21 protein-coding genes and 1 riboswitch are annotated in these 17,730 nt (G+C 46.8%); of the genes, 2 read left to right on the top strand and 19 right to left on the bottom strand.

The window, feature by feature from the left end; genetic code table 11:
• Positions 1-563 precede the first annotated feature (563 nt).
• The 18 genes from D3H55_RS24230 to D3H55_RS10635 all read right to left on the bottom strand — a co-directional run bounded on the left by D3H55_RS24230 (position 564) and on the right by D3H55_RS10635 (position 16,123).
• Positions 564-725 carry a hypothetical protein gene (locus D3H55_RS24230; protein ID WP_168413043.1) on the bottom strand — a complete coding sequence of 54 codons (162 nt, stop codon included), beginning with the start codon at positions 723-725 and terminating at the stop codon, positions 564-566.
• A gap of 207 nt (positions 726-932) precedes the next feature.
• Complete coding sequence (locus D3H55_RS10705) at positions 933-1,268, bottom strand: hypothetical protein (protein WP_136035687.1); 336 nt, start codon at positions 1,266-1,268, stop codon at positions 933-935.
• Positions 1,269-1,560: 292 nt separating this feature from the next.
• The gene (locus tag D3H55_RS10700) at positions 1,561-2,664 is read right to left on the bottom strand and encodes a 5-methyltetrahydropteroyltriglutamate--homocysteine S-methyltransferase (RefSeq protein ID WP_119546899.1); all 1,104 of its coding nucleotides are present in this window, start codon (positions 2,662-2,664) and stop codon (positions 1,561-1,563) included.
• An 87-nt stretch (positions 2,665-2,751) separates the two neighbouring features.
• Positions 2,752-2,853: riboswitch (SAM riboswitch) on the bottom strand.
• A 331-nt stretch (positions 2,854-3,184) separates the two neighbouring features.
• Positions 3,185-3,409 (bottom strand): hypothetical protein, encoded by a 225-nt coding sequence (locus tag D3H55_RS10695; protein ID WP_119546898.1) that lies wholly within the window; start codon positions 3,407-3,409, stop codon positions 3,185-3,187.
• A gap of 153 nt (positions 3,410-3,562) precedes the next feature.
• Positions 3,563-4,201 carry an O-methyltransferase gene (locus D3H55_RS10690; RefSeq protein WP_119546897.1) on the bottom strand — a complete coding sequence of 213 codons (639 nt, stop codon included), beginning with the start codon at positions 4,199-4,201 and terminating at the stop codon, positions 3,563-3,565.
• Positions 4,202-4,404: 203 nt separating this feature from the next.
• Positions 4,405-4,977: a nitroreductase family protein gene (locus D3H55_RS10685; protein ID WP_420808743.1), complete on the bottom strand. Its 573-nt coding sequence runs from the start codon at positions 4,975-4,977 to the stop codon at positions 4,405-4,407.
• Positions 4,978-5,049: 72 nt separating this feature from the next.
• Entirely contained in the window at positions 5,050-6,039 is a 990-nt protein-coding gene (locus D3H55_RS10680; protein ID WP_119546895.1) for a siderophore ABC transporter substrate-binding protein, read from the bottom strand.
• Between the two features lie 118 nt (positions 6,040-6,157).
• Complete coding sequence (locus D3H55_RS10675) at positions 6,158-6,916, bottom strand: iron ABC transporter ATP-binding protein (protein ID WP_119546894.1); 759 nt, start codon at positions 6,914-6,916, stop codon at positions 6,158-6,160.
• A complete protein-coding gene (locus tag D3H55_RS10670) occupies positions 6,910-7,863 on the bottom strand; it encodes an iron chelate uptake ABC transporter family permease subunit (RefSeq protein WP_119546893.1) in 954 nt (317 codons plus the stop codon). The genes D3H55_RS10675 and D3H55_RS10670 overlap by 7 nt, the downstream gene beginning before the upstream one ends.
• The gene (locus D3H55_RS10665) at positions 7,853-8,806 is read right to left on the bottom strand and encodes an ABC transporter permease (protein ID WP_119546892.1); all 954 of its coding nucleotides are present in this window, start codon (positions 8,804-8,806) and stop codon (positions 7,853-7,855) included. The genes D3H55_RS10670 and D3H55_RS10665 overlap by 11 nt, the downstream gene beginning before the upstream one ends.
• A 382-nt stretch (positions 8,807-9,188) precedes the next feature.
• Complete coding sequence (locus D3H55_RS10660) at positions 9,189-9,515, bottom strand: hypothetical protein (protein WP_240628550.1); 327 nt, start codon at positions 9,513-9,515, stop codon at positions 9,189-9,191.
• 335 nt (positions 9,516-9,850) lie between these two features.
• Positions 9,851-10,015 (bottom strand): hypothetical protein, encoded by a 165-nt coding sequence (locus D3H55_RS24225; RefSeq protein WP_168413042.1) that lies wholly within the window; start codon positions 10,013-10,015, stop codon positions 9,851-9,853.
• Between the two features lie 10 nt (positions 10,016-10,025).
• Complete coding sequence (locus D3H55_RS24220; protein WP_119546891.1) at positions 10,026-10,253, bottom strand: hypothetical protein; 228 nt, start codon at positions 10,251-10,253, stop codon at positions 10,026-10,028.
• 22 nt (positions 10,254-10,275) lie between these two features.
• A complete protein-coding gene (locus tag D3H55_RS10650; RefSeq protein ID WP_119546908.1) occupies positions 10,276-11,535 on the bottom strand; it encodes a GntP family permease in 1,260 nt (419 codons plus the stop codon).
• A 39-nt stretch (positions 11,536-11,574) separates the two neighbouring features.
• Positions 11,575-11,715 carry a hypothetical protein gene (locus D3H55_RS24215; RefSeq protein WP_168413041.1) on the bottom strand — a complete coding sequence of 47 codons (141 nt, stop codon included), beginning with the start codon at positions 11,713-11,715 and terminating at the stop codon, positions 11,575-11,577.
• The gene (yhfH, locus tag D3H55_RS10645) at positions 11,708-11,833 is read right to left on the bottom strand and encodes a protein YhfH (RefSeq protein WP_119546890.1); all 126 of its coding nucleotides are present in this window, start codon (positions 11,831-11,833) and stop codon (positions 11,708-11,710) included. Before yhfH ends, D3H55_RS24215 begins: the two co-directional genes overlap by 8 nt.
• 613 nt (positions 11,834-12,446) lie before the next feature.
• Entirely contained in the window at positions 12,447-13,727 is a 1,281-nt protein-coding gene (gene aceA, locus D3H55_RS10640; protein ID WP_119546889.1) for an isocitrate lyase, read from the bottom strand.
• Between the two features lie 224 nt (positions 13,728-13,951).
• Complete coding sequence (locus tag D3H55_RS10635) at positions 13,952-16,123, bottom strand: malate synthase G (RefSeq protein ID WP_119546888.1); 2,172 nt, start codon at positions 16,121-16,123, stop codon at positions 13,952-13,954.
• A gap of 216 nt (positions 16,124-16,339) precedes the next feature.
• On the opposite strand from D3H55_RS10635, the gene D3H55_RS10630 reads away from it, so the two are divergent.
• Together D3H55_RS10630 and D3H55_RS24210 are read left to right on the top strand one after the other, a co-directional pair.
• Complete coding sequence (locus tag D3H55_RS10630) at positions 16,340-17,005, top strand: YczE/YyaS/YitT family protein (protein ID WP_119546907.1); 666 nt, start codon at positions 16,340-16,342, stop codon at positions 17,003-17,005.
• Positions 17,002-17,238, top strand: a complete 237-nt coding sequence (locus D3H55_RS24210) for a hypothetical protein (RefSeq protein ID WP_119546887.1) — start codon at positions 17,002-17,004, stop codon at positions 17,236-17,238. The genes D3H55_RS10630 and D3H55_RS24210 overlap by 4 nt, the downstream gene beginning before the upstream one ends.
• Here D3H55_RS24210 and D3H55_RS10620 read toward each other — a convergent pair.
• Positions 17,235-17,711 carry a hypothetical protein gene (locus tag D3H55_RS10620; protein WP_119546886.1) on the bottom strand — a complete coding sequence of 159 codons (477 nt, stop codon included), beginning with the start codon at positions 17,709-17,711 and terminating at the stop codon, positions 17,235-17,237. The genes D3H55_RS24210 and D3H55_RS10620 overlap by 4 nt on opposite strands.
• Positions 17,712-17,730: the final 19 nt, after the last annotated feature.

Genomic DNA, 17,730 nt, shown 5'->3' with positions numbered 1-17,730 from the left:
GATCCCCTGTGGTTTTGATTATCGTTAGGAAATCCATGAATTGCTCACATTAAATTTTCAGCTGAAAATGGACAGACCTGTCCCGTCGGCAGCTAAAAATCCAAAAATAGACATCATAAAGACAAGATACTTTTTCTCTTCTTTGATATCTAAAGTGAACGATTGCATGATATTCCCTCCTTTATGTCTAAGATATTTCTCATTATATAACTCTTTGGTGCACCCCGCAAGATGGCTGTGGCGGGTGGAAGGGATGCCGTGGTGGATTGGGGCATTGCGCCAGGGGGTGATTTCGGCATCATTTTGGGTGGGTGGGCACGATGATGCCGGAATTGCGGATGGATTAGGACATCATTCTGGGATGTGGCCCACGATGATGCCTGAATAGTTGCCGGATTAGGGCATCATTTTGGGAAGACGGCACCGGTGATGTCCCAATACCAGGTGATTTACGGCATCATTCTGGGAGGATAGCCCCGTTGATGCCTGAATAGTTGCCGGATTGGGGCATCATTTTGAACGGCAGCTGCTGATGATGTCCCAATAGCGGGGGATTTACGGCATCATTTGGGGAGGATAGCCCCGATGATGCCCGAATAGTGGCCGGATTGGGGCATCATTTTGAACGGCAGGTCCTGATGATGTCCCAATAGCGGGGGATTTACGGCATCATTCATAGGGAAATCCACGATGATGCCGGAATTGCAGCCGGATTGGGGCATCATTTTGGGAAGACGGCCCCGGTGATGCCAAAATAGCGGGGGATTTACAGCATCATTTGGGGAGGATAGCCCCGATGATGCCGGAATGGTTGCTGGATTAGGACATCATTCTGGGATGTGGCCCACAATGATGACTGAATAGTTGCCGGATTGGGGCATCATTTTGGGAAGACGGCCCCGGTGATGCCCAAATAGCGGGGATTTACGGCATCATTCTGGAAGGATAGCCCCGATGATGCCTGAATTGCTGGCTGATTGGGGCATCATTTTGAACGGCAGGTCCTGATGATGTCCAAATAGCGGGGGATTTACGGCATCATCCAAAGGGAAATCCACGATGATGCCGGAATAGCAGCCGGATTGGGACATCATTTTGAACGGCAGGTGCGGATGATGTCCCAATAGCAGGTGATTTACGGCATCATTCGAAAGGAAATCCACGATGATGCCGGAATAGTGGCCGGATTGGGGCATCATTTTGAACGGCAGGTGCGGATGATGTCCCAATAGCAGGTGATTTACGGCATCATTCGAAAGGAAATCCACAATGATGCCGAAATAGTTGCCGGATTAGGACATCATTTTGAACGGCAGGTCCTGATGATGTCCGAATACCAGATGATTTACGGCATCATCCAAAGGAAAATCCCCGATGATGCCGGAATTGCTGGCTGATTGGGGCATCATTTTGGGAAGACAGCCCCGATGATGCCTGAAAAGTAACCTGATTGGGACACCATTTCAATTCGAAGAAATCGATGACTTCCAAAAAAGAGTTAATACAGGGGCACCATAAAAAAACAAACGGGACGAGGCAGCCCCCGTCCCGTCTACACTCTCATCCCCAAATCTCTTTTGATACATCCACAATATACTTCAGCTTCGTCCATTGCTCTTCCTCGGTTAAGATATTTCCATGGTGCGTGGAGGCAAAGCCGCACTGCGGACTGATGCAGAGCTGTTCCAACGGCACATATTGTGTCGCTTCTTCAATGCGAGCTTTGATGTTTTCCTTATCCTCCAGCGTCCCGTGCTTCGAGGTGAACACGCCAAGCACAACCCTCGGTCCCCCGTTTGGTATGAAATCCAACGGTTTGAAATCGCCGGAACGGTCATCATCGTATTCCAGGAAAAATCCGTTCACTTTTTCCTTGGCAAATAACACCGGTGCAATTTTAGCGTAGCTGCCTTCAAACGCCCACTTCGACCGGTAGTTTCCCCTGCAGAGATGCGTCGTCACGATCAGGTCATCAGGCTTATCCTCCAATACGCTGTTCACCACGTGCAGGGCCAGATCAATCAATTCCTCACGGGAATAGCCGCTGTCGTTGAAGGGGATTTCGGGTGCATTGAGGCCCGCTATATATACATCATCGAATTGGAGATAGCGGCATCCTGCATCATAGAAAGCTTTTACAGCATCACGGTAGGTCTGGATGACATCCTCCGCGTACTCCTGGACATCCGGATAGATTTCCAGATTGCGGATCCCGGCATTGAATAACTGGTTGGGACTCGGGATTGTCTGCTTGGCAATCGCCCGGTCGCCGACGATCTCTTCGAATTCAACAAAATCCTGCACATGCGGGTGATTCGGATTAAACGAAACCTTCCCCGTAACACGGACATCGTATCTTTCCGTTTCCTCCCCTTTAAACTGGAATCCGTGATCAGGAACGTACCCTTCGACTCCATTTAAATGTTCAAGAAAATCGGTGTGCCAGAACCTGCGGCGGAACTCGCCATCGGTCACAGCCTGGAGCCCGACTTCAATCTGTTTGTCTACAATTCGTTTGATTTCTTCTGTTTCAATTTGGTGCAGTTCTGCCGATGAAAGGCTCCCTGCCTGGAATTCTTTCCTTGCCTGATGAATCCTCTCCGGCCGTAACAAACTCCCTACGTGATCCGCTCTGAATGGTGCAGCAACCAATGTTTTTGTCATTTGAATCCCTTCCTTTTTAAAAAAATGTAAAAAACCCTCTTCTCGGCATAAGAAGAGGGGTTGATAAACAAATTGAATGACCGTCTCTTCTTATCTTCTAGCATTACGCTACTGGAATTGGCACAGTACTAATAATAGTCCGCTGCCGAGGCATCAAAGGGCCAGTCCCTCCACCTCTCTGGATAAGAAAATGAATTACTATTAAGTTATTAAATCCACTATAAAGGGCAAACGAGCGCGTGTCAATCAATTATTTATAATTTTCGCTCAATTATTTACCTAAGGCTGCGGTTTGCGGCCGTTTTTGGCTAGGAACCGTTTATTGGGTTACTCCCGCTTGGATAACAACAATTTTTCGATGGGTGCTTCTTTTTGGTGCTTTTCCGATAAAAATAGACCCATTTTCCAAGCAGCACTTCTAAAAGTGGTCCATTCCCGCAAGTAATGGACCACTTTCCCCAGCAGCACTCAACAATTTGGTGCTTTTCCGCAAAGAATAGACCATTTTCTTCCGCGGCGCTCATCTTTTTGGTGCAATCCCGCAATCAATTGACCATTTCCCCCGGCAGCACTCAACAATTTGGTCCATTCCCGAAAGTAATACACCACTTTCCCAAGCGTCACTCCACAATTTGGTCCATTCCCGCAAGTAATGGACCAATTTCTCCAGCCCCACTTCAGAATTTGGTGCAATCCCGCAATCAATTGACCATTTCCCCCAGCCCCACTTCAGAATTTGGTCCATTCCCGAAAGTAATACACCACTTTCCCAACCGTCACTCCACTATTTGGTCCATTCCCGCTAATGCTAAGCCATTTTCCAAAACAGCAATTATTAATTCGTCCTATTCCGGTTCAACCGGGCCTTGTTTCCATCGTCCGAATCCATCAACCCAAATTACTCCTTCACCCTGGACACGGTCAGCCCGTCCCCAACGGGAAGCAGGATGGACTCTAATCGAGGATGTTTCGACACTGCTTCATTGAATTTTTTCATTATTTCGGTGTTATGTTTGGCAGGGATTTCCGGGTCTGCGACACTGCCTCTTGCCAGGACATTATCGGCAGCAATCAGTGCTCCCGGTTCGGCCACTTCTATACAGCGTTCCAGGTAGTTCTCATAATTTCCTTTGTCGGCATCAATGAAGAAGAAATCGAATCGCCTGTTCTCACCCGCCAGTTTTTCCAGGCTGTCCAGAGCAGGGCCTGTCAAATAGGAAACCTGGCCGCCAAACCCTGCTTTTTCAAGATTGCCGCGGGCGAGTTCTGCGTACTGATCCTCCAACTCAAGCGAGGTCAGTTTGCCTTCAGCGCCAAAGCCCCTTGCCAGGCAGATTCCGCTGTATCCCCCAAGAGCCCCGATTTCCAAGACATTTTTGGAGCCTGAAATGGACACCAGCATGGTGAGAAGTTTTCCGGATGAGGAGGAGACCGATATGGACGGCATCCCCTTTTCTTCTATGGATGCGAGCACCTCTTCCAATAACTCATCCTGATATCCAAACAGTGAATCGATATAATGGTTGATTTGTTTCATCCGTTATCATTCCTTTCTTGGTGAGCGTATCTTTATTAAAGACTGTTTTTCACATATATTGCTATTTTCGGTACAAAGGTTTTACTCTCGAAAAAAACGAGCAGCTCTTTTCTTTCCTTCTCACCGGGGTTTTTTAGACGATATACAAGGATGTTAGTTGAAATTTATATTGAATAGCAACAAAGTTTATGAAAAGAGCCTTATTAGACTTCTACCATGTTTCCCTTCGTTGTAATCATTTCAACTTTTTCTTCAATCGGGGTCCTTGGCCTTGCTTCCGGCACCTTCTCCGGATATCCGGTATGGATCAGGCCGACGATTTTTTCACCAGGCTTGACTCCGGCCTGGTTCCTGAAGAATGGCGAGTGGATGAACGGGCTTGTTTTCCAGATGGTTCCGATGCCCTTTTCCCATGCCGCCAATTGGAAATTTTGAATGAAGGCACTGACTGCGGCATAGTCTTCTTCCCATTCTTTCTGGCGCGGGTCTTCATTCATGACGACCAGCATGGATACCGGGGCGTTCATGATATTTTCCCTGATCATTTCCGGTGTTTTCTTTTTTCCGCCAGGATTGTTGATGATCGCTTCTGCAAGCTGCTCACGGCCGTCTTCCATGAATAAAATAAATCTCCAAGGTTCCCTGAGCCCATGGTTTGGTGCCCATGAGGCTGTGTTCAAAAGCTCAAACAAAACTTCTTGCGGGACGGCATCGCTTCTAAACCGTTTAATGGACCTGCGTCCTTTGATTGCTTCAGTGATACTCATATTTGTCATGGTCATTAATCTCCTTTTTTTCATCGGATAAAACAAATACCCATCAAGAAATGGGCATTTGTCTAAAAGAATTTACTGCTCAAGGCCTGCTTTCACTTCATCCACCTGCTGGGCAACTGAAGTCAAACCGCCGCCGGAGAGGTACCATACTGTCGGATCCAGGTAGATCATTTTTCCTTCTTTCGCAGCATTGGTTTTGTTCACGAGGTCATTATTGAACACTTCGCTGGCTTTCGCTTCTTCGCCGATTGCCTGGTCGCGGTCGATGATGAACAGGTAGTCGGGATTCTTCTCAGCAATGTATTCGAATGTAACATTCATGCCATGTGTGGAAGCTTCGATTTTTTCATCAGCCGGCTTTACACCAAAGACATCATGGACGAGACCGAAACGGGATCCGGGACCATAAGCGCTTACTTTCCCGCCTGTTGTCAGTGTAAGCAGACCCTTTTTGTCATCCGCTTTAGTCATTTCCTGAATTTCCGCTATCTTGTCATTGATTGCTGCAAGTTCTTCCTCAGCGGCATCTTCCTTGCCGAAGATTTCACCAAGAAGCTCCACATTATGAGTGAAGGACTCCATGTATTTTGCGTTATCGACACCGATGAATACAGTCGGAGCAATCTTATTCAGCTCTTCATAGGCAGCAGATTGTCTGCCGGAAATCAAGATCAATTCCGGCTCCATACCGTAGATGGTTTCGAAATCAGGTTCTTTCAAACTGCCGACATTTTCGTATTGATCATCTTCATATTTTGATAGATAGCCAGGGAGTGAGCTCCCTTTCGCCACACCTGCTACGTCAACGCCGAGCTTATCCAAGGTATCCAGTGCACCAAAGTCAAACACAACGACATTGTCAGGATTTTTGGGTACAACTGCTTCACCAAGTTCATGCTTCACGGTGATTTCTGCTTCTTCCGTATCCGTTGAGGATGTTGCTGATTCTGTACCTGTTTCTACGCTTTCTGTATCACCGGATGCTTCCTCGTTAGTACCGCAAGCTGCCAAGACGAACATCAGCATCGCTGCCATTAATAAACCTAGTAGACCTTTCTTCATGTATACCACTCCTAAAAATATTTTTTTGATATATGTTTAAATTATTTTAGATGGCCGGTTTCTGCAGGCTGCCGCTTCAATCTTCTCTGCTTACGGGGGCCATCAAAATATTTAAGACCTAAGTAAAATAGACACAGATACGGTTGCCGTTGATTTCTTCAATATGAAAATCCATCCCGAAGACTTCTTTCAAGACTTCATTGTTGATGATCTCCTCGGTTTTGCCTTCCCGGATGACTTTGCCGTGCTTCATTGCGACGATATAATCCGAATAACAGGAGGCAAAATTGATGTCATGGATGACGATGACAATTGTCTTTCCCAGGTCATCACTCATTTTCCTCAACGCTTTCATGATCTGGACGGAGTGCTTCATGTCCAGGTTATTGAGGGGCTCATCCAGCAGGATGTATTCGGTGTTCTGTGCCACGACCATCGCGATGTATGCCCGCTGAAGCTGGCCCCCGCTTAATTCATCGATGAACCTTCCCTGCAGTTCTTCCAATTCCATATACCGAATCGCTTCATCGACGAATCCTTCATCTTCTTTTGTCAGCCTGCCCTGAGAATAAGGGAAGCGGCCGAAGCTCACCAATTCACGGATCGTGATCCGCACATTCACGTTATTGGACTGCTTCAGAATCGAAATCGTCTTGGCGAGATCATTGCTTTTATAAGAAGTGATCTCTTTTCCTTCCAGGAGGACGGATCCTTCATTCCTGGGAATCAGCCTGGACACAATGGACAGCAGGGTGCTCTTGCCCGCCCCGTTCGAACCGATGAACGAGGTGACCTTCCCTTTTTGGATATTGATCGAAACATCTTCAACCACCTTCTTTTTTCCATAAAGCTTTGAAATGTTTTTCACTTCTACCATGATTTATTCTCCTTCAGCAGCAAATAAATGAAGTATACGCCGCCAATAAAGTTGATGATCACGCTTACAGTTGTCGAGAACGTGAAGACTCTTTCGACAATGAACTGTCCCCCCACAAGCGCCACAATGCTGATCAGAATCGAACCGGTGATCAGGACAGAGTGCCGATAAGTTTTTAAAAACTCGTGGGCGACATTGACGACGAGCAGCCCCAAGAATGTGATCGGCCCTACGAGCGCAGTCGAAATTGCCACAAGGATCGCAACGACAATAAGCAGGCGCTGGACGACAAAGTCGTATGGCACACCCAGGTTCACTGCCTGGTCCCTGCCCAGGGAGAGGACATCCAGATACTTGATGAACCGGAAGAAATACAGCGTGACCAGGAGCAGCAGGATGACCGACACCCACAGAAGATCTGTATTTACATTGTTAAAACTCGCAAACATTGAATCTTGCACGACGAGAAATTCATTTGGATCGATGAGCAGCTGCATGAAGGATGAAATGCTTCCGAAAAATGTCCCCATGATGATGCCGATCAGCAGAAGGAAGTAGATGTTCCGTCCTTCTTTTTTCATAAAAATGAACCGAAATAAGATGAAGGCGAACAAAACCATCAGCCCTACAGACAAGAGGTAGTGATACCCCCTGCTCATCATCGCAAGCGTCGCTCCCCCGAAAACAAATACGATGACCGTCTGGATCAGCATGTAAAGAGAGTCAAGGCCGATCAAGCTCGGTGTCAGGATCCGGTTGTTCGTTATGGTCTGGAACACCACGGTTGAAAAGGCAATGCAGCTCCCGGTCAGGATGATGGCAAAGATTTTGACAGCCCGCTTCGGAAGGATGTATCCCCAATGCTCGCCGATATCCCAGAACAAGAACAGCGCGGATAGCGTTATAGATAAGATTAAGAGAATGATAAGTTTTGGTTTATAGCCCATGCGCTCTTCTCCTTATCAGTAAGTAAAGGAAAATCCCGCTCCCGATGACACCGACAGTCAAGCCGATCGACACTTCATACGGGAAGATGATGACCCTGCCGAAAATGTCGCAGATCAAAACGAACACGGCACCCAGGAGCGCTGTATGATGCAGGCTCTTCTTCAGATGATCTCCCTGGTAAATCGTCACGATGTTCGGAATGATCAAACCCAGGAATGGCAGGGAACCCACTGTCAGCATGACGCATGAAGATACAAGAGCGACAATGACCAAGCCGATATTCACTACCTGTTTAAAATTGAGCCCGAGGTTCGTCGCAAAATCCTCGCCCATCCCGGCAATGGTGAAGCGGTTTGCAAATATGTAAGCCAGAATGACAGCAGGGATGCTGATATACAGAAGCTCATACCGGCCTTTGATGATCATGGAAAAATCACCGTGAAGCCAGGACCCGATGCTTTGGATCAGGTTGTATTTGTAGGCAAAGAACGTTGTGATCGACCCGACGATGTTCCCGAACATCAATCCGACAAGCGGAATGAAGATGGCATCCTTGAACTTGATCTTGTCGAGGATCTTCATAAAGACAAACGTCCCCAGTAAGGCAAAAACAAAAGCGACGGCCATTTTCTCCAGCATTCCGGCAGCCGGGAAAAGTATCAGCGCCACCAGGATCCCGAGCCTTGCAGAATCCATCGTCCCCGCAGTCGTCGGGGATACAAACTTGTTCCTGCTGAGCTGCTGCATGATCAACCCGACGATACTCATCGCCATCCCTGCAATCAGAATGCTGATAAGCCGCGGAAACCGGCTGATCATTAAGATTTCAAGCTGATCTTCGCTGAGATGGAAAATATCCAGCGGAGAAACGTTGGACACCCCTACAAATAAAGAGGTGATGGACAGGATCACCAACATGACCACTAAATAAATTAATTTCATACTCTTCTCCACATCTATTCATGATCTTGTTCTAATCATTAATGATAATCATTATCAATAATGATTATAAAAAAATTAGTGATCACTCACTAATCATTACTTGATTTTACCAAGTATCTTGCTTTCGAGTAAATGATAACAATTATCATTATCACTTGTCAATAACTAATTGGAAAAACTTTTCACTCTTTTCCAGATTTTCTGATTATGAAAAAACCCTGGAACGGCTTTGTACAAACTGCCGTTTCAGGGCCTTTTCATGATGAATGGTTTCGGGATTTGTCTTTCCGCAGGGATCAGAAGATTCGTTGAGCGGCGTTAGAAGAATTGGATTTTCGTAGGAATTGAGGATTTCTGCTGCTCCATGGAACCCATGGCATCATCAGCAAAATAATACTTTGACGCTTCCCTCCCTCTGAGCGGTGTTCAAGCAGTTGCAGATGAATTTATTGATCTGCTTTCCATCCCAATCGTCTGCCCCGTTTCTTGACGCAGAGTGGGTTCCATATATCTTTTTCCAAGAGGTAAAAGCCTTCTCGATCTGCAGAGATGAATAGTCCAGGCTCCTTCCCGACCCGCTGACCCCTGCATTATATGCGTGGGCATCAAGCAGCTCATACAAAACCACCGCATTGTAATTCCCCATACTGAAGCGTGCATACGCAACTTCCTCTCCTGCTTTATTGCATCCAACCATTTCGTGACTCATCAATCATCCTCCTTGATTTTAAATTTTTGCATAGAAAAAAAGAGTACTGTAATTTTGGCTATCACCCCTTTCAGGTACTATCAAAAAGAGAGTTAAAAAGGAAAGGCAAACAGACTTGGAAGGTGGGATAAAACGGAATGCACCCCTGGTTTGGAAAGGGTTTGGAAGTTTGCATTGAGAGGTGAAAAACGGCGGCGGATGAAACAAAAACTGTAACGAGGTTAAGATAATTGTTGCATAATTTATCCAGCTTGTCAGCAACTATCATTCGACAAACTGGAACCGGAGGGGGGCTTTCTTGGGGCTGGAGTTTATCTGCCTAGCGCGAGATTTTTTTAATAGGGATTGGTGTCCGAATCACCTCCGGATTCGGACTCTTTTCCTGCTTTTCCAGCCATTTTGTCCGAATCACTGCCGGATTCGGACTCTTTTCCTCTTTTTCCTGCTTTTTTGTCCGAATCACTGCCGGATTCGGACTCTTTTCCTGTTTTTCCAGCCAATTTGTCCGAATCACCCCCGGATTCGGACTCTTTTCCTGCCTTTCCGGGCCAATTTGTCCGAATCACCCCCGGATTCGGACTCTTTTCCTTTTTTTCGGGCCATTTTGTCCGAATCACCCCTGGATTCGGACTCTTTTTCTGCTTTTCCAGCCATTTTGTCCGAATCACCGCCGAACCTTCGGACTTCACCTGGATTTCTGCCCGACCCGGAATCCTTCCAATCTTGAGTCCTTCTCACACTCCCCCCACCAACACGGCCTTTACAACAGCCAACCGAATATCACCGTAGAAACGGCCACCATGACTATGGCAATCAGGATTTCGCAGGGCAGGGCCTGCAGCCGCTCCTTCATGTTCATGAAGAGACTCTCTCGTGATATATGGAAGAGCGGCCCATGAGGAAGGAAGTCGAAAGCGGCAGCGCCAGCGTTGATCATGGCCGCGCTGGCCAGGGCCGTGACCCCATGTTCCAGCAGCATGCCTCCAAATACGTTGCTGGAAATAGCCGAAGATGAAGTTGCAGAGGCGGTGGCCATCGACATGAACGCCCCTGAGAGAGGTGCAATGAAAGATACAGGCAGATGGAACATTTCCAGTCCGCTCCTGATCATATCATTCAGCGATGAATGGACAATGATCCCCGCGAGTGTCCCAGTCCCCAAAATGACAATGGCGATGCCGGACATCTTTTGGAGTCCGCTTGAGATATGGGGCTTCAATTCTTTGATCTTTCCCATCACGAGAAGACCGAATATCCCCCCAGCAGGCAAGGCAACTAACGAATCGATTTTAAGACCAAACAAAGGCTGCAAGGAAAGCAGCAGGATCGTGAACAAGGGACCGGAAACCGCTCCCCAAAGGGATGGTTCGTCTTTTTCATCCTGCTTTTCTTTTTCCGCCATCGTCACCCGGCTTCCCTTTTTACTCACCTTCTTTGCAATAAAATATGTAACCACTGCCCCGGCGGCAGCCGGACCGATTCCAGCTGCCATCACGGACGTCAATGGCAGCGAAAAGCCATCTGCGGCCGCGATTGTACTCGGATTGGGTGAAATGACATTTCCCGCCCTTCCTCCGCAGATGACGGCAATCAAAATACTGATCCGGGATATTCCCGTTCGTTTTGCAATCAATAAAGCAATCGGCGAAACCGTCAAAACGGCTGCCGCAATAAATACACCGACTGCTGTCAGCACCATCGAGGATAACGTGATCGCCAGCAGCGCTCTAGTCTCGCCCAGCTTAGACACGATTGTATTGGCAATCACCTTGGCTGCACCGGATTCAATCAGCACACCCACCAAAACACCTGCGGCTAATATGCGCAGGACGGCCGGAGTCAGCAGCTGGGCGCCGCCGATCATATAGTCAATTGTGACCGGCAGATCCAGACCTCCTATGATCCCGCCTGCACAGGCACCTGCCATCATTGCATAAGCAGGATTGATCTTTCTAAAAATCAAAATGATGGTCAGTCCCATCGCCAGGAATACACCCAAAATACTAACTTGTAACTCTATCATGTTCACCGCCTTTTGCATCCAGAACTCATAAAGATGTTAATACATACCCTTTTTCAACAAATGATACTGTGATTCCTTCCTCTTTTTTCCTGTACGGAAATACTCCGCCATCACGAATAGAGCGCTGCCGAATCCAAGTCCGGCAGCGCTGCTGATTTTGTTGATTCTTTTATTCATGGCTCGCATTTCTCAAGCATTTTTCACACTGGTTAAAATAAGCAAACTGGCTGTTATCAATCATCTTGCCGCAATCTGAACATTCCTTTGAACCCTTTTTAAGGTTATGGCCTTTCATAGTGAATTCCTCCTTTAAAATTTTCCTTTTCCTTGTGCAAAAATCCTGGTGATTTCCACAAAAAAGAATTTAGAATCAAGTTCAAGTACATGATACTGAGGCAATCTGGATAAAAGTGCCTTAAATTAGGTTTTCAAGGACATCACACCAGCTAAAGTCCACCAAAACTGCCTTGAACTCCTCTTTCAAGGACATCTCACCAGCTTAAATCCAACAAAACTGTCTTGAGAACTTCTTTCAAGGACATCTCATCAGCCCAAATCCAACAAAACTGTCTTGAGAACTTCTTTCAAGGACATCACATCAGCCTAAATCCACCAAAAGTGTCTTGAGAACTTCTTTCAAGGACATCACATCAGCCTAAATCCAACAAAACTGCCTTGAACTCCTCTTTCAAGGACATCACATCAGCCCAAATCCACCAAAACTGCCTTGAACTCCTCTTTCAAGGACATCTCACCAGCTTAAATCCCCCAAAACTGTCTTGAACTCCTCTTTCAAGGACATCACATCAGCCCAAATCCCACAAAACTGCCTTGAACTCCTCTTTCAAGGACATCACATCAGCCCCAACCCGGCAAAAGTGTCTTGAGCTCCTTCGATCACCCAGGCTTCAACTCTGAAATTGAGCCGTCTCCGTCGATCCTTTCAGTGCAGTTGTCGAGGAGGTGCCGCCTGTGATGACTTGGGTGACTTCATCGAAGTAGCCGGTACCGACTTCCCTTTGGTGCCGGGTTGCGGTATAGCCGTGTTTTTCTGCTGCAAATTCTGCCTGCTGGAGTTCGGAATAGGCGCCCATCCCGCGGGTTTTGTATCCGCACGCGAGTTCAAACATTCCGTAGTTCAAGGCGTGGAAGCCGGCAAGTGTGACAAACTGGAACTTGTAGCCCATTTTTCCGAGTTCGATTTGGAAGGTTTCTATGGTGTCTTTGTCGAGGTTTGCTTCCCAGTTAAAGGATGGAGAACAGTTATAGGCAAGCAGTTTTCCAGGATATTTTTCATGGATGGCATCCGCAAAGGCTTTTGCTTCTTCGAGGCACGGCTTGGATGTTTCACACCAGATCAAATCGGCGTATGGCGCATAGGCAAGACCGCGTGCGATGGCTTGCTGGATGCCTGACTTTGTGCGGAAAAAGCCTTCCTGCGTCCGTTCACCCGTTATGAATGCAGCATCCACTGGATCGATGTCGCTAGTGATTAAATCTGCAGCATCTGCATCTGTACGGGCGACCAAAATCGTCGGCACCCCGGATACATCCGCAGCAAGGCGCGCGGAAATCAGGTTTTTGACTGCTGTCTGGGTTGGAAGCAGTACTTTACCGCCTAAGTGCCCGCACTTCTTTTCTGATGACAATTGATCTTCAAAGTGAACACCTGACGCTCCTGCTTCAATCATGCTTTTCATCAATTCAAATACATTCAGCTGGCCGCCGAATCCCGCCTCCGCATCGGCTACGATCGGGGCAAAGTAATCAATATTCCCTTCGCCTTCCATGTGCTGTATCTGGTCGGCCCGGGTCAGGGAATTATTGATGCGCTTGACTACCTGCGGGACGGAGTTGACCGGGTACAGGCTCTGGTCCGGATACATCTGGCCGGCCACATTGGCATCTGCCGCCACCTGCCAGCCGCTTAGATAAATCGCCTTCAGTCCGGCCTTCACCTGCTGGACGGCCTGCCCCCCAGTCAGTGCGCCAAGGGCATTGACGAAAGGTTCTTCATTGATGAGTTTCCATAATTTTTCCGAGCCTTTTTGAGCCAATGTATGCTCGACCTTCAGCGATCCCCGCAGACGCAGCACATCCTCAGGTGAATAAGGACGCTCCACCCCTTTCCATCTTGGATTCAGTTCCCAATCTTCCCTTAATTCCTTTGCCTCACTTGCCTTATTCATTCTTCCAGCCCCTTATTTTCTTAATTTACTGTATTAATACAGTTATAGTTTAATTGGGTTTATTATATAACAACAAAATCTATTATACAACAGTTTATTTTTAAAAATTCAGAATTTATTTTCATCTTTGATTCCTTTAATATCAATATTTATGGCTTAACACCTGTTATATAACAAATTAATACAAAAAACTGCACCTGTAATTATCAGGTGCAGTCTTCATTTCATTTCATTACTTTCTTCGCACTGGCTTTCGCTTCTAACCTCCGGCGGTGCAGGATTGGTTCAGTGTATCCATTGGGCTGCTTGTATCCTGCAAAGATTAATTCGGCAGCGGCCTGAAACGCAACCGAGTTTTGGAAATCCGGCGACATTGGCTGGTAATGCGGATCGCCTTCATTTTGCTTATCGACCACTTCAGCCATGCGCTCCAAGGTCTCTTTTACCTGCTGTGCGGAACACACATTGTGATGCAACCAGTTGGCCACATGCTGGCTGGATATCCGTAGTGTCGCACGGTCTTCCATAAGCCCCACATAATGGATGTCCGGTACTTTTGAACAGCCGATTCCCTGATTCACCCAGCGTACAACATACCCGAGGATCCCCTGAATATTGTTATCGAGTTCCTGCTGAATGTCTCCCTGTGACCATGCTGGCTTTTCCACGACCGGGACCACTAACATTTCCTCTCTATTCCCGGACCTTTTCTTCAAATCCTTCTGGACCTGTCTCACATCAAGCTGATGATAATGGAGGGCGTGCAGTGTGGCAGCTGCAGGAGATGGGACCCAGGCTGTGGTGGCTCCCGCTTCAAGGTGGACAATCTTCTGTTCCATCATTTCGGCCATCCGGTCAGGCATCGCCCACATTCCTTTTCCGATCTGGGCCTTTCCTTGGAATCCGGCAGCCAGTCCGGTATGAACATTGGACCACTCGTAAGCCTGCAGCCATCGAGTTGTTTTCATCTCATTTTTCCGGCACATGATCCCCGCTTCCATGGATGTGTGGATTTCATCACCTGTTCTGTCCAGGAATCCTGTGTTAATGAAAGCTACCCGATCCTTCACTTCTTTTATACAGTTTTTCAAATTCAACGATGTCCGCCTCTCCTCATCCATGACCCCGATCTTCAGTGTATACCGCTCAAGTCCCAATAAATCTTCAATTCGATTGAAAAGCTTATTGGCAAACGCCGCCTCCTCCGACCCGTGCATCTTCGGTTTGACAATATAAACGGATCCCTTGGTTGAATTCTTGAAATCACCCTTATGAAGAAGTTCATGTTTTGCGATCAGACTGGTGATCACCCCATCCAGGATCCCTTCAAGAATCTCGTCGCCATTCTGGTCCAAAACAGCATTTGTTGTCATCAGATGGCCGACGTTCCTCACAAACAGAAGAGAGCGTCCGCGCAATGAAAAGGGGCTCCCAGTCATGGAAGTATAAGTTCGATCCGGCTCAAGTGAACGGACGACAGTCCTGTCCCCCTTCTGAAATGAAGTGGTTAATGTTCCGGTCAGCAGTCCGAGCCAGTTACGATAAACCTCCACCTTATCTTCCGCATCCACGGCCGCAACGGAGTCTTCACAATCCATGATGGTCGTTACAGCAGACTCCATGACGATATCTTTCACCCCTGCTTTGTCCCCGCTTCCAATCGGATCATTTCGATCGATGACCAATTCAAGATGAAGATTGTTGTTTTTCATCAGCAGCACACTCGGATCTCCAGGCGTACCGTTATATCCGGTTAACTTCAGGGGATCCATCAATTCAGCCATACTTCCATCCTCAAGATGTGCCTGCAGCTTGCTGCCAACAATCCGATAATTCACCACCTCGCTATGCGATCCTGCTGTAAGCGGTATAGTGTCATCAAGGTATTGTTTAGCAAACGCGATGACCTCTTCTCCCCGTCTGGGATTGTAGGATGCGCCACGTTCATACCCTCCCTCTTCAGGAATGGCGTCCGTCCCATAGAGTGCATCATACAGGCTTCCCCATCTGGCATTGGCAGCATTGATTGCATAACGCGCATTATTCACAGGGACCACCAGCTGCGGTCCTGCCTGGATGGCAATTTCGTCGTCCACATTTTCTGTCGCAATCGCAAAATCTTCTGCCTCAGCTTCCAGATAATTAATTTCCTGTAAAAATCCCCGATACTTTTCCTGATCAAATTGAGGATTCCCCAGGTGCCATTCATTCAAGCGCATTTGAATATCATCCCGCTTCTGCAAGAGAGCTTTATTCTCAGGAGTCAGCTCCTTTACAAGCTTTTCGAACCCAATCCAAAAGTCCTCGACCCCTGAACCCGGCAGGACTTCAGAATTGATAAAATCATAGAAAACACCCGCCACTTTAAACTCCCCGCAATTAACGTAGCCTTCCATTCCGTTTCCTCCTTTGTTATAAATAAATCCATTCTGTTTTAATACAGTGTTGTTATACTCCAAAACTATTATATAACAGAGTGAATTTTCAGACAATATTAAAATACAAAAATGTCAGGTGAAACAATTGTCTTCTTCCGAAAGACAAACATCTTTCATCCCATCGGGTAATACGTTAAACTAATGGAAAATTCATACTCCGAAAGCAGTGATGTTGTGAGGCTTAAAATACAAATCCCTTTCTTCCTGTTGGGTCTGATCCTTTTCAGTTACGGGATAGCTGTGGCCATTAAAGTGCAATACTTGGGCGTCCACCCTTGGGATGTCCTGAACCTCGCCCTTCATGAACGATGGGGTTTGACCATTGGCACATGGAGCGTCCTGGTTGGCATCGTGCTTGTCCTTGTTTCACTGGTGATTGACCGAAGCTATATTAATGTGGGCACTTTTTTCAATGCGATTATGGTCGGGCCGATGGTAGATCTTTTTCTGTGGCTGGATGTCCTTCCCCAGCCGTCCATACTTCCGTTGGATATTCTGATCCTCTTTAACGGAATTGTCATTATGGGAATCGGCGGGGGAATGTATAATGCATCCCGGATCGGCGCGGGGCCAAGAGACGGCTTCATGCTTTCGATTTCCGACAAGCTGGGATACTCCATAAGCAAAGTCCGAATAATCGTTGAAAGCGCAGCCCTCCTAATCGCTCTTTTGCTTGGCGGACCGGTTTTCATCTTCACCTTCATCTTCACTTTTATACAGAGTCCTATTTTTCAAATCTCTTATAAAATATGTACGAGATGGATCGAGGCACTTTCACGGATTACTAAGAAGTATGAGAGTTCGTATTCTGAGGAGAAGAGGCAGCGCCGTCTTCCTTGACTGCTGCTTTTGACTTGTTCAAAGCGGGATACAAAAAAGGCCCTAGTTTATTAAAAACTTGGCCTTTATCTTTTCAGGTTCTTTTTGAAACACAATATTCGCTTGCTCCAGTTAAAAACAAGACCATAATAACTCTGTTTTTGTTAAATCTTTATTACCTTCTTATTTCGTTAGCGCCACCGTTGGTTGCACAACATAATTTCAATGATGGTCTATTTAGTCTTTGGGGTTAATTTTGATCCTTCCATTTCTTCAGGAGTGGAACTAAGTCATCACCGTGTATTTCTTCGGCAGTCTTTCCATCTAATGAATAACAACAACCGCCGATGCCCTCACCGACAGGATTTGAAATACCTCCAATTACCTCACCATTGGAGATAAACACCCTTACCTCAACTTTCTCAGTAAAACCTTCCTGATGTCCGTAAATTTCACTCAAAGGGTGATTCTTAACGACAAATGCTTCCTGGGCTATCTCTTTTCCTATATATGGTTCAGGCGAAACGGGTTGAACTGACCACATTGAATTGTGTGGGATATCGCCTAGTTCTGCTCTGGTAAAAGAGTAATCCTTGTTACCTTCATAAGATTCTATATCATAACCTTGGTCTAAAAGATATTGCTTCGCCAACTCACCGTCAGAATCCATTTGAGGTCCACAGCCAACAGGAAAAAAGATTACAGTAAAAAATATTAATCGCTTCATATTTACTCTACTCCGCCTT

Source organism: Bacillus salacetis, assembly GCF_003581585.1.
Classification (GTDB): Bacteria; Bacillota; Bacilli; order Bacillales; family Bacillaceae_B; genus Rossellomorea; species Rossellomorea salacetis.
This window is presented reverse-complemented; position numbering and strand designations above follow the sequence as displayed.